The sequence below is a fragment of the Micromonospora sp. NPDC005173 genome, from assembly GCF_040608515.1.
In the GTDB taxonomy this organism is placed as follows: Bacteria; Actinomycetota; Actinomycetes; order Mycobacteriales; family Micromonosporaceae; genus Micromonospora.
In genome coordinates, this window is sequence record NZ_JBEXIK010000005.1 from 136,641 (window position 1) to 150,539 (window position 13,899).

Annotated in this window: 10 protein-coding genes; 8 read left to right on the plus strand and 2 right to left on the minus strand. The window is 72.9% G+C overall.

Translation table 11 applies throughout. From position 1 onward, the window contains the following. Window positions 1-134: 134 nt before the first annotated feature. From ABZV00_RS09380 to ABZV00_RS09415, 8 genes are all read left to right on the plus strand, one after another. On the plus strand, window positions 135-1,895 hold the full coding sequence (locus tag ABZV00_RS09380; protein WP_355603426.1) for an ATP-binding protein: 1,761 nt from the start codon (window positions 135-137) through the stop codon (window positions 1,893-1,895). Between the two features lie 48 nt (window positions 1,896-1,943). Continuing rightward, on the plus strand, window positions 1,944-3,092 hold the full coding sequence (locus tag ABZV00_RS09385; protein ID WP_355603429.1) for an exonuclease SbcCD subunit D: 1,149 nt from the start codon (window positions 1,944-1,946) through the stop codon (window positions 3,090-3,092). After that, window positions 3,092-5,566, plus strand: a complete 2,475-nt coding sequence (locus ABZV00_RS09390) for an SMC family ATPase (protein WP_355603432.1) — start codon at window positions 3,092-3,094, stop codon at window positions 5,564-5,566. The genes ABZV00_RS09385 and ABZV00_RS09390 overlap by 1 nt, the downstream gene beginning before the upstream one ends. A gap of 46 nt (window positions 5,567-5,612) precedes the next feature. Further along, a complete protein-coding gene (locus ABZV00_RS09395) occupies window positions 5,613-6,572 on the plus strand; it encodes a hypothetical protein (RefSeq protein WP_355603434.1) in 960 nt (319 codons plus the stop codon). 18 nt (window positions 6,573-6,590) lie between these two features. Then, complete coding sequence (locus ABZV00_RS09400) at window positions 6,591-7,448, plus strand: fused MFS/spermidine synthase (protein ID WP_355603437.1); 858 nt, start codon at window positions 6,591-6,593, stop codon at window positions 7,446-7,448. Between the two features lie 128 nt (window positions 7,449-7,576). After that, a complete protein-coding gene (locus ABZV00_RS09405) occupies window positions 7,577-8,269 on the plus strand; it encodes a sigma-70 family RNA polymerase sigma factor (RefSeq protein ID WP_328425023.1) in 693 nt (230 codons plus the stop codon). Beyond that, window positions 8,266-9,048, plus strand: coding sequence for a zf-HC2 domain-containing protein (locus ABZV00_RS09410; RefSeq protein WP_355603440.1), 783 nt, complete (start codon window positions 8,266-8,268; stop codon window positions 9,046-9,048). Before ABZV00_RS09405 ends, ABZV00_RS09410 begins: the two co-directional genes overlap by 4 nt. A 213-nt stretch (window positions 9,049-9,261) precedes the next feature. Next, entirely contained in the window at window positions 9,262-9,903 is a 642-nt protein-coding gene (locus ABZV00_RS09415) for a hypothetical protein (RefSeq protein ID WP_328426389.1), read from the plus strand. Between the two features lie 119 nt (window positions 9,904-10,022). On the opposite strand, the gene ABZV00_RS09420 is transcribed toward ABZV00_RS09415, so the two are convergent. Next, on the minus strand, window positions 10,023-12,866 hold the full coding sequence (locus ABZV00_RS09420) for a stealth conserved region 3 domain-containing protein (RefSeq protein WP_355603443.1): 2,844 nt from the start codon (window positions 12,864-12,866) through the stop codon (window positions 10,023-10,025). Next, window positions 12,863-13,897: a hypothetical protein gene (locus ABZV00_RS09425; RefSeq protein ID WP_355603445.1), complete on the minus strand. Its 1,035-nt coding sequence runs from the start codon at window positions 13,895-13,897 to the stop codon at window positions 12,863-12,865. Before ABZV00_RS09425 ends, ABZV00_RS09420 begins: the two co-directional genes overlap by 4 nt. Window positions 13,898-13,899 lie beyond the last annotated feature (2 nt).

Genomic DNA, 13,899 nt, shown 5'->3' on the forward strand with positions numbered 1-13,899 from the left:
GTCGCACACCCAGCGTCGTGAGCGCGACGGCGGATGGTGTCGTCCGCCGCGTCGCGTGGCGACCTGTCGTACTCCTCGGGCAGGATGCACCTCATGCGCCCCGACCGTGATGCCCGACCGACCCGAGTCGCCCGATGACCGACGACGGCCCCGACGGCCTCGACAACCCGGGCCAGCCGGTCGGCCGGGTGCTGGGCACCGCCGACGCCACCCCGTTGCAGTTCTGGACGGCCGTGGCGCCCGGCAGCTACCTCCAGCTCGACGACGTGGTGGTCACCCGGCGTGAGCTGCCCGACCGGGAGCCGGTGACGATCGCCGGGGTGGTCACCCAGGTCCGGGCCCGGCACGAGGGTGCCCAGTTCGACTCGGACGTCTTCGCCATCGCCGACGGGACGCTGCCGGCGCAGGTGCAGGAGGCGGCCGAGGTGACCACCACCCGGGTCGATCCGGAGTTCTACGTGCCGCCGACTCCCGGCGCGGTGGTGCACCGTGCCGAGGGTGACGCGCGGGCCCGGGCGCTGCACTTCGACCGGATGGAGCGGCGCATCCCGATGGGGATGGGCCGCGACGGGGTGCCGGTCTACCTCAACGCCGACTTCCTCGACGGCAGCCGGGGCGCACACGTCTCCATCTCCGGCATCTCAGGGGTGGCCACCAAGACCAGCTTCGCCACCTTCTTGCTCTACTCGGTCTTCCGCTCGGGCGTGCTGGGCGGCGACGCGGTCAACGCCAAGGCGCTGATCTTCAACGTCAAGGGTGAGGACCTGCTCTTCCTCGACCACCCCAACACCCGGCTCGACGAGCCCACCCGCGCGGCGTACGCGAAGCTCGGGCTGACCGCCGGCGCCTTCCCCGACGTGCGGGTGTACGCCCCGCCCCGGGTCGGCGACTCCGCCGGCACACCGGACGTGAGCAGCCGCCTCACCGGCGTGGACGCCTTCTACTGGACGCTCAGCGAGTTCTGCGCAGACCGGCTGCTGCCGTACGTCTTCGCCGACGCCGACGACGAGCGCCAGCAGTACACGATGGTGGTCCACTCGGTCACCGCGCACCTGGCCCGGTACGCCCAGCCCGCCGACGGTGGGGTGAGCATCGACGGGGTCCGGCTCGGCTCCTACGGCGACCTGGTCGACCACATCGTCGACCAGCTCAACGACGACGAGACCCGCTCCGACTGGGCGGGCAGCGCGGTCGGCCTGGGCACGGTCAACGCGTTCGCCCGGCGGTTGATCGGCAGCAAGAAGGACCTCGCCCGGCTGATCCGCGGCGACCTGGCCACCCGCCGCCCGCACTCGATCAACACCAGCGAGTCCGCGCAGGTCACCGTGGTCGACCTGCACAACCTTCCGGACCGCGCCCAGCGCTTCGTGGTCGGTGTGACGCTCAAGAGCGAGTTCGAGCGCAAGGAGAAGTCCGGCACCGCCAAGCCGCTGCTCTTCGTCGTCCTCGACGAGCTCAACAAGTACGCCCCCCGGGAAGGCTCCTCGCCGATCAAGGAGGTGCTGCTGGACATCGCCGAGCGGGGCCGTTCGCTCGGGGTGATCCTGATCGGCGCCCAGCAGACGGCGAGCGAGGTGGAGCGGCGGATCGTCACCAACTCGGCGATCCGGGTGGTCGGCCGGCTCGACCCGGCCGAGGCCTCCCGCCCGGAGTACGGTTTCCTGCCCCCGGCGCAGCGGCAGCGGGCGCTGCTGGCCAAGCCGGGCACCATGTTCGTCAACCAGCCGGACATTCCGGTGCCGCTCTGCCTGGAGTTCCCGTTCCCGGCCTGGGCCACCCGGGTCTCCGAGGCGGGCCGGGCTCCATCGGAGACGCTCCGCTCGATCACCCAGTCCGCCGACCCGTTCGCCGTGGTGGGCTCCGGCGGCGGCACCGACGACGACATCCCGTTCTAGGGGTGGCCCGGTGAGTCACGCAGTCGCGCAGCACGGAAGGCAGCCACGGTGAAGATCCTGCACACCTCGGACTGGCACGTCGGCAAGGTGCTCAAGGGGCAGTCCCGGGCCGAGGAGCACAAGGCCGTACTGGCCGGCGTGATCGACATAGCCAACGCCGAGCAGCCGGATCTGGTCATCGTCGCCGGCGACCTCTACGACACCGCCGCGCCCACCTCGGAGGCGACCCGGCTGGTCACCCGGGCGCTGACCGCGCTGCGTCGCACCGGCGCCGACGTGGTCGCGATCGGCGGCAACCACGACAACGGCCCGGCACTGGACGCGTTGCGGCCCTGGGCGGAGGCCGCCGGCATCACGCTGCGCGGCGGTGTGCGGGAAAACCCGGACGAGCACGTGATCGACGGCACCACCGCCGGCGGCGAGCGGTGGCGGCTGGCCGCGCTCCCGTTCCTGTCCCAGCGGTACGCGGTGCGCGCGCTGGAGATGTACGAGTTGACCGCCGCCGAGGCCAACCAGACCTACGCCGACCACCTGGGCCGGGTGCTGGGTCGGCTCACCGAGGGCTTCACCGAGCCGGACCGGGTGCACCTGGTCACCGCGCACCTGACCGTGACGGGCGCGGCCACCGGCGGCGGCGAACGGGACGCGCACACCGTGCTCGGCTACGCCGTGCCGGCCACGGTCTTCCCGGCCACCGCGCACTACGTGGCACTGGGCCACCTGCACCGGGCGCAGCGGGTCGTCGGCCCCTGCCCGGTGCGCTACAGCGGCAGCCCGCTCGCGGTCGACTTCGGCGAGCAGGAGAACGTCCCCTCGGTGACGCTGGTCGAGGTGACCGCCACCACCGCCGCCCGGGTCCGCGAGGTGCCGGTGACCGCGGCGAGTGCGCTGCGCACCGTGCGGGGCACCCTGGCCCAGCTCGCCGAGATCGAGGCGCCGGACGCGTGGCTGCGCGTGTACGTGCGGGAGCAACCCCGCGCCGGCCTGCGCGAGGAGATCCAGGAGCTGCTCCCCCGGGCGCTGGAGATCCGGATCGACCCGGAGCTGCTCGCCGCGCCGGGCAGCGGCGCCCGCATCGCGCAACGCTCGGGGCGCTCGCCCCGGGAGTTGTTCGCCGACTACCTGGACAGCCGGGGCCACGCCGACGAGGGCGTCCGGGAACTCTTCGACGAGCTGTTCGAGGAGGTGGATCACTGATGCGTCCCATGCGGTTGGACATGGCCGGTTTCACGGTCTTCCGGGATGACACCACGGTCGACTTCACCGACGCCGACTTCTTCGCCCTGATCGGCCCGACCGGTTCGGGTAAGTCCACCGTGCTGGACGCCATCTGCTTCGCCCTCTACGGCACGGTGCCCCGCTGGGGCGGCACCCGGGGGCTGGCCAACGCGCTCGCGCCGTCTTCGACCGAGGCCCGGGTGCGGCTGGTCTTCGAGTCCGGCGGGGCCCGGTACGTGGCCACCCGGGTGGTGCGCCGGGACGGCCGGGGCAACGTCAAGACCGCGAACGCCGGGTTGCAGCTGATGCCGGCCGGCTTCGACGTGACCAAGCTGGACACCGGGTTGAGCCCGGACGACCTCGGTGAGGTGGTGGCCGGCACCCCCGCCGAGATGGAGCAGGCGGTGCTGGAGGCGGTCGGGCTGCCGTACGAGCAGTTCACCAGCTGTGTGGTGCTGCCGCAGGGGCAGTTCGCCGACTTCCTGCACGCCAAGCCGGCGACCCGACAGCAGATTCTGGTCAACCTGCTCGGCCTCGGCGTCTACGAGGACGTGCAGAAGCGGGCGACGGCGCGTGCCGCGCAGGCGGAAGCCCGGTTGGACGCGGTCGACCAACTGCTGGCCGGGCTCACCGGCGTGGACGACGAGGCGCTGGCCGAGGCCGACGCCCGGGTCGACCGGATGGCCGAGCTGGCCGCCGCGGTGACCGCGGCCGTGCCGGAGCTGGCAGCGGCCCGGGCCACCGCGCGGGAGGCGGCCGGTGCGCTGACCGCCCTCGACGACGAGCTGACCGTGCTGACCGGGGTGCGCGCGCCGCGCGGCGTGGCCGAGGTGGCTCGTGCGGTGACCGAGGCGCGGGCCGAGGCCGAGGCGGCAGCCGCCGGCGTCTCGCTGGCCGAGGAGCGGGAGGAGAAGCTGCGCGGCGAGCTGGCCGGCGCAGGGGACGAGAGCGCGCTGCGACTGCTGCTGCGGGCGTACGACGATCGGGACCGGCTGACCGGCGAGGCCGAGACGGTCCGCGCGGCGGTGGGCGCGGCGAACGACGAGCACAGCGCGGCGGTGGCCGCGCTGGCCGCCGCCCGCGCCGACGCCGAGCGGGCCGACACGGAGCTGGAGGCGGCCTTCCGGGCGCACGAGGAGGCGAAGGCCACCGACCTGGCGGTCAGCCTGCGGGTGCACCTGCATCCCGGCGGGCCCTGCCCGGTCTGCGAGCAGCCGGTGACCGAGGTGCCGGCGGTGCCGGCCGACTCGGCGGTGGCCGCCGCCACGGCGGCCGGCAAGGCGGCGCGGGCCGCCACCAAGGCCGCCCAGGCGACCGTGCAGCAGAGGGACACGGCGGCGCGCGACCTGGAGCGGCTGCTGGTGCAGGCCAAGGCCCGGCAGGAGCAGTTGGACGCCCGGCTGGCCGACCTTGACGGGCAGCTCGTTGGCGCGGCCGAGCCGGCCGCGCTGCGCCGGGAGCTGGCCGAGCACGCGCGGCTGCGGCGCGCGCTGGAGGAGGCGGCGACCGCCGTCCGGGTGGGCCGGGACAGCGCCCGCCAGGCCCGCGCCGGAGTGGACTCGGCGCAGGAGCGGCTGCGGGCGACCTGGCGGGGCTTCGACACCGCCCGCGACGGTCTGGCCCGGTTCGGTCCGCCCGCGACCGACCGGGACGACGTGGCCGCCGCGTGGGCGGCGCTGACCGGCTGGGCGACGGCCGAGGCGGAGCGCCGCCGCGCCGACCGGGCCGGCCGGGCCGCCGTCGTGGCCGACGCCGAGGCGGCCGCCGACGCCGTGCAGCGGCGGATCGCCGACATCTTCGCCGCCGCCGACGTGCCGGTCGTGGACGATCCGGTACACGCCGCGACGGTGGCGGTGGAGCGGGCCGACGCCGACCGACGCCGGCTGCGGGAGCGCCGCGAGCAGGCTGGGACGCTGCGCGAGCAGCGCACCGGGCACGAGCGGGAGGCGCAGGTGGCCCGCGCGCTCGCCGGGCACCTGCGGGCCAACAACTTCGAGCGGTGGCTGCTGGCCGAGGCGTTGGACCTGCTGGTCGACGGCGCGTCGGGGATCCTGCGGGAGCTGTCGTCCGGGCAGTACGAGCTGGTGCACGACAAGGGCGAGTTCTTCGTGGTCGACCACCACGACGCCGGGCTGCGCCGGGGTGTGCGCACCCTCTCCGGCGGCGAGACGTTCCAGGCGTCGTTGGCGTTGGCGTTGGCGCTCTCCGAACAGCTCGCCGGGATGTCCACCACGGCGGCGAGCCTGGAGTCGATCGTCTTGGACGAGGGCTTCGGCACGCTGGACGCGGCCACCCTGGACACGGTGGCCGCCACCCTGGAAAACCTGGCCGCCCGGGGTGACCGGATGGTGGGCGTGGTGACGCACGTGCCGGCGCTGGCCGAGCGGATCCCGGTCCGGTTCGAGGTACGCAAGGACGCCCGCTCGGCGCGCGTGGAACGGACCGGCCGGTGAGCGCAGCCCAGCGGAGCCCCGCAGTCGCGAACGAAAGGCTCATTCGGTGACTGACGCCGCGTTCTTCGTCGACTCGTGGGACCCGGCGTACGGGGCGTCGTTCGAGGCGTCCGCTTCCGGGCCGGCGACGCCGAGCAGCGCGCAGGTCGACGCGGACGTGGAGCTGCCCGCCGTGGACTGGCGGGCGATCGGGGTACGGCCGGGGGTGCGGGCGCCGGACGTGGTGCTGCTGGTCGACGGGGTACGCCGGATCGACGCGAGCATCTGGACGGCCGAGGCCGATGGCGCGTCGTTCCCCGGGCTGGCCGCCTCGTACGCGGCCGGGGTGGTTCGCTGTGACCTGGGCCGGGGCGCGGCGCAGCTGGCCGGTACCCGGGTCGGTCGGGGTCTGTTCACGGCCAGCCCGTCGGCGCAGGACGTGGTGGCGGGGGCGATCCGCTACCCGGTGCACCGGGTGGGCGGCACCGGTGAGCTGGCCAAGCTGCCGGCCGCCGTGCAGGGCCCGCTGACCGCGCTGGAGGTGGCGGTCTCCGACGCCGCCCGGGTCGACGGCGATCTGCTGGTGGTGGACGGCCCGTTGCGTAGCCGCCGGCAGTTGCCGCGCACGCTCGGCTACATCAAGACGCAGCACAGTCAGTACCTCGACGCCCGGCTGACCACGGTGGTGACCAGCCTGGCGCCCGGTGAGCGCTCGCCGGTGTTCCGGCTCGGCACGGCCTGGGGTGGCTGGTCGTGGTATCTGCGGCTGCCGGTGGCGCTCGGCGCGCCGTGGGCGGGCATCGTCCGGGTGGAGTGCTCCGCCGACCTGCCCATCGAGGCGGCGATCGAGCTGGCCGACCTGTCGCTGGTCACCCTGCCCCGGTTCGCCTCCACCCCGTACAAGGACCCGAGGGCCCCGCAGAACCTGATCCCGATCGCCGGCCTGGAGCGCCGCCTGCGGGCGCTGCTCGGCGATTCCCGGCTGCTGCACCGCGCGTTGACCGCCGCGGCTCGCGCCGCCCGCTGAGCGCGGATACTGGTTGCGATGGGACGCAAACGGGCAGGTGACCGGCTGGTCGAGCAGGTGGACACCGGGCAGGCTGAGCTGCTGCCGGACCCGGACCGGCCCGGCTCGTGGACGCTGCTGCTGGACGGCGCGCCGCAGTCGCACGTCGATCTGACCGACCCCACCCACCTGGAGTTCGAGTACGTCCGGCGGCTGGCCGCCGCGCTGGATCTGATCGCACCCGCCGGCGAGCCGCTGCGGGTGCTGCACCTCGGCGGCGGCGCGCTGACCCTGCCCCGGTACGTCTCCGCCACCCGGCCCGGCTCCACGCAGCGGGTGTCCGAGGTGGACGGTGCGCTGGTGGAGCTGGTCCGCCGGGCGCTGCCCTGGCCGACCGACGCCCGGCTGCGGGTCCGGGTCGAGGACGCCCGGGCCGTGCTGGCCGCCACCCGGGACGCCAGCTACGACGTGGTGGTCGCCGACGTGTTCGCTGGTGCCCGCACCCCGGCCCACCTCACCTCGGTGGAGTACGCCGCGGAGGTGGCCCGGGTGCTCCGCCCGGCGGGCTGGTACCTGGCGAACCTGGCCGACGGCCCGCCGCTGCGGCACGCCCGCGGGCAGGTTGCCACGGTCCGCTCGGTGCTGCCCCAGGCCTGTCTGGTCGGGGACGCGGCGGTGCTGCGCGGCCGGCGGTACGGCAACCTGGTGCTGGTCGCCGGGCGGACCACGCCCCCGGTGCCCGAGCTGACCCGCCGGGCGGCCGGCGACTGGTTTCCGGGCCGGGTGGTGGCCGGCGACGAGCTGGACCGCTTCGCCAGCGGTGCGCCGGTGGTGCGGGACGCCGACGCCACGGGCTCCGATCCGCCACCGCCGGGCCTGTTCTCCGTCCGCCGCTGACCGGCCCGTCCGAGGGCTGAGCAGAAACTTTTTTCGCGGTTCGTTGATCCGCTCGGGGGTGGCGGTGCGTACCACCGGGCGGCCCACCTCATGGGCCGGCGTTGGTCACGGACACCCCGGAGGTCTGCATGCACGCGGTGGCGGCCGGTTGGCATGGCGACGCGGTTCGCGCGGACTGGTTGTCCGCGCGGTCCTCATCGCGGCCAACCTCGTCTGCCCGAGGGGTCGACGCCCGAGCGACCTCTCGCCAGAATGGTCCGGTGACGCCGCGACCGGCGCCCGGGCGCCATCAGGCGACGTCAACCGAGGCGAGCCACTCCGACCAGTTGATCCGGCTGCTCTACGCCGAGCACGCCGGTCCGTTGCTGATGTTCGTCATGCGGCTCACCGGGGGGGACCGGCAGCGCGCGGAGGACATCGTCCAGGAGACGCTGCTGCGGGCCTGGCGCAACGCGCACCGCCTCGGGGCGCAGGGGCAGGGTTCGCTGCGGCCGTGGCTGGTCACCGTGGCCCGCCGCATCGCCATCGACGAGCACCGCAGTGAGCAGGCCCGGCCGCCGGAGACGTACGACCGGGATCTGACCGCGTTCGCCGAGGCGGACAGCACCGACCGGGTGCTGCGCACCATGACGGTGGCGGACGCACTACGTACGCTGAGCCAGTCGCACCGCGAGATTCTGATCTCGACGTACTTCCGGGGGCGGACGGTGCCGGAGGCCGCCGAGGAGTTGGGGCTTCCACTCGGCACCGCCAAGTCACGGGTCTACTACGCGCTGCGTGCGCTTCGCACGGCTCTGCAGGAGCGGGGGGTGACAGAATGAGCCGGCCAGAACATATGGACGTCGCCGCGTACGCGCTCGGCGTACTCGACGAGCAGGACACCGAGCGGTTCGAGGAGCATCTCGCCACCTGCTGGGCGTGCGCGGCCGAGCTGGAGACGATGGTGCCGGTGGTCGGGCTGCTCTCCGACATCGACGGCGAGACGATGATGGCGCTGGAGCAGACCGCCACCGACCCCGCGTTGCTGGACCGGACGCTGGTCGCGGTCCGGGCCGACCGGCGGCGCACCCGGTTCCGCCAAATGCTCGCCACCGCTGCGGCGGTGGTGGTGCTCGGCGGCCTGACCGGATTCGGCTTCGTCAGCCTGACCGACAGCGAGCCGCCGGGGGTGCTCGCCGAGTCGACGCCGAGCGCGCCGGCGAACGATCCGCCGACCGGCGGACCGACGGGCGGGCCGACCGGCCCGGGCGTCGGCGGCACCGAGGAGGAGGGCGACCAGGTCGACGCCACCGACCCGACCACGGGCGTGCAGACGACGATGTTCCTGGTCACCCGGGATTACGGCACCCGGATCAACTTCAACCTGCGGAAACTGCCCGGCCCGCGGACCTGCCGATTGGTGGTGGTGCGCAAGAACGCCTCCACCGAGGTGATCTCGACCTGGTCGGTGCCGGCCGGCGGTTATGGCACCAACACCCGGCCACAGGGTCTCGAACTGAGCGCCTCGACATCGGCTCCGGTCGGCGACATCAAGCAGCTCCAGGTGCAGTCGGTGGACGGCAACGGGGTGGCCAGCCCGCTGGTCACGGTGCCCATGTAAGTCGCGTACCGCGTCGGCGCCGGCCATTTTCACAATGGCCGGCGCCGATCTGTCGTTGTACGGGAAAGGTCCCGTGCAGTGCCATACGGACGACCGCCCGAATCGGTTCAACCAATTCAAGTGAAATTGACCACTGTTACTACTTCAACCTTGACAGCTCTCCTGCCGTACCTATGGGTGAACTGCCAAGAATGAGGAGGGCACGTGGCACAGATGAAGCGGACCGTCATCGTCGTGAGCGCGATGGTCGCACTAACGGCCTGCGCTCCCGCAGGTTACGACGGGGCGAACCCGGGCGCGGCCGAGCCGGTCGCCGTTGCTGCGGCCGAGCCCACCGCAACGGCTGAACCCGAGGCCTCGGCGTCTGCGGAGGCCCCGGTGGCCGACGCGCCGCCGCCCGCGAACGTCGACCTGACCGAGCAGTTGATCGGCAAGAAGGTCGCCCGGATGGGCAGCGTGGTCACCGACCAGGACGGCTGGATCCTGTACCGCTTCGACAAGGACACCGCCGACCCGCCCGCGTCGAACTGCGTCGACAAGTGCGCGCAGGTGTGGCCGCCGGCACTGACCGACGGCAACCCGCAGCTCACCGGCGTCTCCGACGACAAGGTCGGCAGCGTCACCCGGCAGGACGGCACCCGTCAGCTCACCGTCGGCGGCTGGCCGGTGTACCGCTACATCGGCGACAAGAAGCCCGGCCAGTGGAAGGGCCAGGCCGTCGGCGGCACCTGGTTCGTGGTCCAGCCGGACGGCAAGAAGAACCTGAGCTGCCTGCCCACCTCGACGCCGAAGGCGGTCGCCCCGCCGGCCGACAGCGGGACGGGCGACGCCGGCAGTTCGGGCTACTCGTACTGAGTCCCGCTCGGCACGGGGGCGCCCTCGTTCTGAGCCCGCACGTCGGAAGGCACGGTGGTCGGTCGCAGCCGGGGAGGGCGCGGCCGACCACCGTCATGCCGGCAGGTCCGGTGCCGTCGTCACCGCCCCCGGGCCGGGGACAGCCGGCGGTTGCGCTCACTACCCCGTTCGAACTGACTGGCGATGGGGAAGTAGGCACCGAGGAACGCCTCGATGATCCTTGCCTGGTCCTCAGCCGGCACGTCGCCGTCGTGGTAGTCGTTGAGGCAGAACACGTCGAATGCCCGACCGGCCAGCAGATTGTCCAGCCGCGGCAGGTGCGCGGCCAGCCCGACGTTGGCGAAGGTGCAGCGGACCGATCCTCCCGTCGTCCGTCCGCTCATCAGACCGAAGTGATGCGCCAGGGACGAGAGCATGGATACGTCGTCGGTCGACCGGATCCGGTTGGCTGCCGTCCGCCGGACCTGCTCCGGAAACGCCGCTTCAATGTCGTAGAGGGTGCTGCGTCGGTGTGCGTGCGGAGCGTGCAGGAACGCGTGGATCAGCGTCTTGCCGAACGCTCCCTCCAGCAACCGCCGGTTGTTCTTGGCGGCCACCGCGAACGCCTCATCGTCCGGGCCAGTGGGCGTGAGCGGGATCTGGGTGGGGCTCTTGAACGCCTTGGGCAGCCCACCCGGGTCGAAGAACATGTCGGGACCGAAGAGCCGGCCGAAGAAGACGTCGTCATTGAGGTAGACGAAGTGCTCGGACAGCCCTTCGATGTGGTGCAGTTGTGTCTCGATGGCGTGGGAGTTGAACGTCGGCAGCACGCCCGGGTCGGCGAAGATCTCCCTGTGGTCGACCATCCGGATCTTCGGATGCCCGGTGTCGAGCCAGTCCGGCACCTGGTCGTCGGTGACAATCCAGATCCGGTTCACCCACGGCGCGAAGAGATCGACCGACCGTAGCGAGTACCGAAGCTCGTCCCGACTGCGGAAGCGTTCGGCGCCCTGCAACGCGCCCTGCTCGGCGTACCCGATCCCGAGTGCCTGCGCGCGGCGGCGCGCCCAGGCCGGGTCCGCCCCGTCGACCCAGGTGTAGACGACGTCGATGGGGAAAGTGATCTCGTCGGCGAGCCGTCGGGTGAATGGTTCGACGGATCGGTAGTCACGCCCACCCACCGTCACCGCGGCGGGAGTGAGGGATTCGGCGGCCAGCCGCTCCCCCACCAACGTCCGGGTCGGGCCGCAGAGGTCCGATCCGTCCTCGGCGGTCTGCCAGAACTCCAGGGCACACCCGTAGATGGTGCCCAGCCGCAGCGTCTGCGACAGGGTCATCGCGGGTTCGAAGACCCGCAGCCAGGCGGCCGTCGCCATGGCGGCCACCCCGATCGTGGCCGCCGCCGGCCAGACCCCCATTGTGCGGTTCCGCTGGTCGAAGGCCTCCACGTAGACCGGCCGATCCGCGTGCCGGCGGGCGAGGGCGGCCACGACGGACTGCCGGGCCTCCTCCCGTACCGCCACCCGGAATGTCGGCGACATCTGTCGGACGAGGAAGTAGTCGATGCCCCCGGCGTCGAGGCTGTCCACGGTCAGGTCCAGATTGTCCCGCGCGACCTCGTACGGCGTGGAGTCCCGGAGGCGCGTCAACTGCCCCCGCGTCCAGATCAGGTCGTCCCGTCCGGCCTCGACTCCGGCCGCCCATGCCTCCACGTCGACCTCGCCCACGCTCTGGGCGGCCGCCTTGGTCGGAACCACGTTCGGTGCCGCCCTCCGGGCCTGGTGCGCGGCCACCGCGGCGAGTCGCCGATCGGCCCACCCCGGACGGCCCCGATCAGCGAGCAGATCGGCGAAGAGCTGCTCCCACTGTGGCATCACCCGCTCGACGGAGAAGCGCTCCACATCGCGCAGTGCGGCGTGCCCCATCGTGTGCCGCAGGCCGTCGTCCTCGACGAGCTTCCGCAGAGCGGCGGCGAGTTCGTCGATGTTGTCGGCGGCGACGAGGAACCCGGTTTCGCCGTCCTCGATCACCTCACGCGGCCCGTTGGGGCAGTCGTACGCCACCACCGGTACGGCGGCGCTCATCGCCTCGATCAGGGTGAGGCCGAAGGACTCGACGCGGGACGTCACCATCGCCACCGACGCCTTGGCCCACTCGTCCTCGATGCTCTCCGTCGGGCCGAGCAGTTGGACCTGGTTGCCGAGTTTGAGGCCGGCGATGCGCTCCTCGAGGCGCGTCCGTGAACCGCCCCCGAAGATGCGCAGCCGCCAGTCGGGGTGGTCCGGGGCGATCTGGCCGAAGGCGGCGATCGCGTGCTCGAACTGCTTTTCCGGGCTCAACCGACCCGCCATCACGACGGTACGGGTCTCCCGCGTAGACCGTGGCCGGTAACCCTCCTCGATCGGGTTGGGCAGCACGACCAGCCGGGGAGCGGCATCCGCCAGCAGTTCGGCGAACCAGTCCCGGGTGGGCCGGGAGAGCAGCGCGATCGCGTCGGCCCGGGCGGCGAAGAGCCCGAACGGCTCGCCGGAGGAGCCCCGAAGTTCGGCGACGCGGTGCTCCTGCGCGACGATCACCACGCGTCGGGGCAACAGCGTCGCGGCGACCGCGAGCAGTGCGGGGGTGGTGGTGACCACCACGTCGGCGTCGGTCTCGCCGAGCACGCGTTCGAGCTCGAGGTCGGACAGCGCGGAGAACGCGCCCTCCCAGTGTCGCCGGACGAGCGTGCTGGGCGCGGCAGCCAGCGCCTCGGCGATGGCGTCGGGCATCCCGCCACGCACCGGCCGGGACACGCCTCCGCGAGTGTCGATCAGGTGCACCAGCTTTACCGCGGAGTCCACCTCGAAGGGCATCTCGTCGCGGGTGCGGAGGACACCGATGACCTCCACCTCGTGCCGATGGGCCAACCAGTTCGCCTGTCGCAGGACGGTGCGTTCGGTGCCACCGATGGCATCAGCCCACGTGAGCAAATAGGTGATCTTCATGAGTTGCCGTCCGTCGGGCGGGATTGGATGGGGAGGCAGGCCAGGGCGAGGCTGCCGGCCGGGGTGAAGTAGGGGCGGACCCGGACCGACCGGCCGGGCGCGGCCCAGACGATCGCCGCCGCCGGACGCAGGGACTTCTTGGGGTTGGCGAGATCGTGCAGCACGGTGCCGACACGCAGCCGGCGCGACCCGGCGTACAGCCGGACGTCGAAGATCCTCTCCCGAACGCGTCCCACCTCCGTCATCGGCGACAGCGGCAGGGCGAACCGCAGCAGGTCCGTGCCTACCGACTCGCCGCGGACCCGGAAAGACTCGCCGCCGCCCCGCGGCTCCAACCCGACCTCCACCGGCCCGTCTGGCTGCCAACCGACCGTCCGCACGTCCAGGCTCGCCCCGGTCCAGTCGAGTCGGACGTCGGTCAGCTCGGCCAGCGCCCCGGGAGCCGTGACAGCGAGCGCGAGCCGGCCGGCCTGGTCGGTCAGCGGTCGGTACCGGTATCCCGAGTCGGGGCAGCGCGGCGCCGACACGGTCGGGCCCGCAGGGCGTTCGGTCGCGCCGCCGACCACCCGGACGGGATCTCCCCCACCGGACCCGCTGATGAGGCGACACTCCACCCGCCACGGATCGCCCGGGGAAAGATCCAGTCCACCCGGCCTACCGCAGAGCAGGAGGGCGGTGGACACGGCCAGACCTCCGCTGCCGTGCCGCAGGTCGGCGGGCGCGCTGAGCCGCGTACTCCCGCGGACGAGGTGCAGCTCGGCACCGACGACGTCGGCGGCGAGCGCGGACGGCACCTCGAGGTCCAGGTTGAGGGTGTGACCGTCGAGCACGCCCACGAAACGTGCCTGGATCGACGGTCCGGCCGGCAGCGCGGCCCGGAAGAGCCGTCGGGGAGCCGGTGTCCGGACGGTGCCCTTCAGCTGCGCCACCTGCCGGCTCAGTTGCCGGTCGGCCCGGCGCAGGGCGACCCGCAGCCGTGGCCAGCGCCGCAGCGCGTCGGACGCCAGATCGCGCAGATGCGCCCCGTTCATGC

Coding starts and splice junctions, on each gene's coding strand:
- ABZV00_RS09415 (WP_328426389.1), top strand. CDS start 9,262: ATGAAGCGGACCGTCATCGTCGTGAGCGCGATGGTCGCACTAACGGCC.
- ABZV00_RS09410 (WP_355603440.1), top strand. CDS start 8,266: ATGAGCCGGCCAGAACATATGGACGTCGCCGCGTACGCGCTCGGCGTA.
- ABZV00_RS09425 (WP_355603445.1), bottom strand. CDS start 13,897: ATGAACGGGGCGCATCTGCGCGATCTGGCGTCCGACGCGCTGCGGCGC.
- ABZV00_RS09380 (WP_355603426.1), top strand. CDS start 135: ATGACCGACGACGGCCCCGACGGCCTCGACAACCCGGGCCAGCCGGTC.
- ABZV00_RS09420 (WP_355603443.1), bottom strand. CDS start 12,866: ATGAAGATCACCTATTTGCTCACGTGGGCTGATGCCATCGGTGGCACC.
- ABZV00_RS09390 (WP_355603432.1), top strand. CDS start 3,092: ATGCGTCCCATGCGGTTGGACATGGCCGGTTTCACGGTCTTCCGGGAT.
- ABZV00_RS09405 (WP_328425023.1), top strand. CDS start 7,577: ATGCACGCGGTGGCGGCCGGTTGGCATGGCGACGCGGTTCGCGCGGAC.
- ABZV00_RS09400 (WP_355603437.1), top strand. CDS start 6,591: ATGGGACGCAAACGGGCAGGTGACCGGCTGGTCGAGCAGGTGGACACC.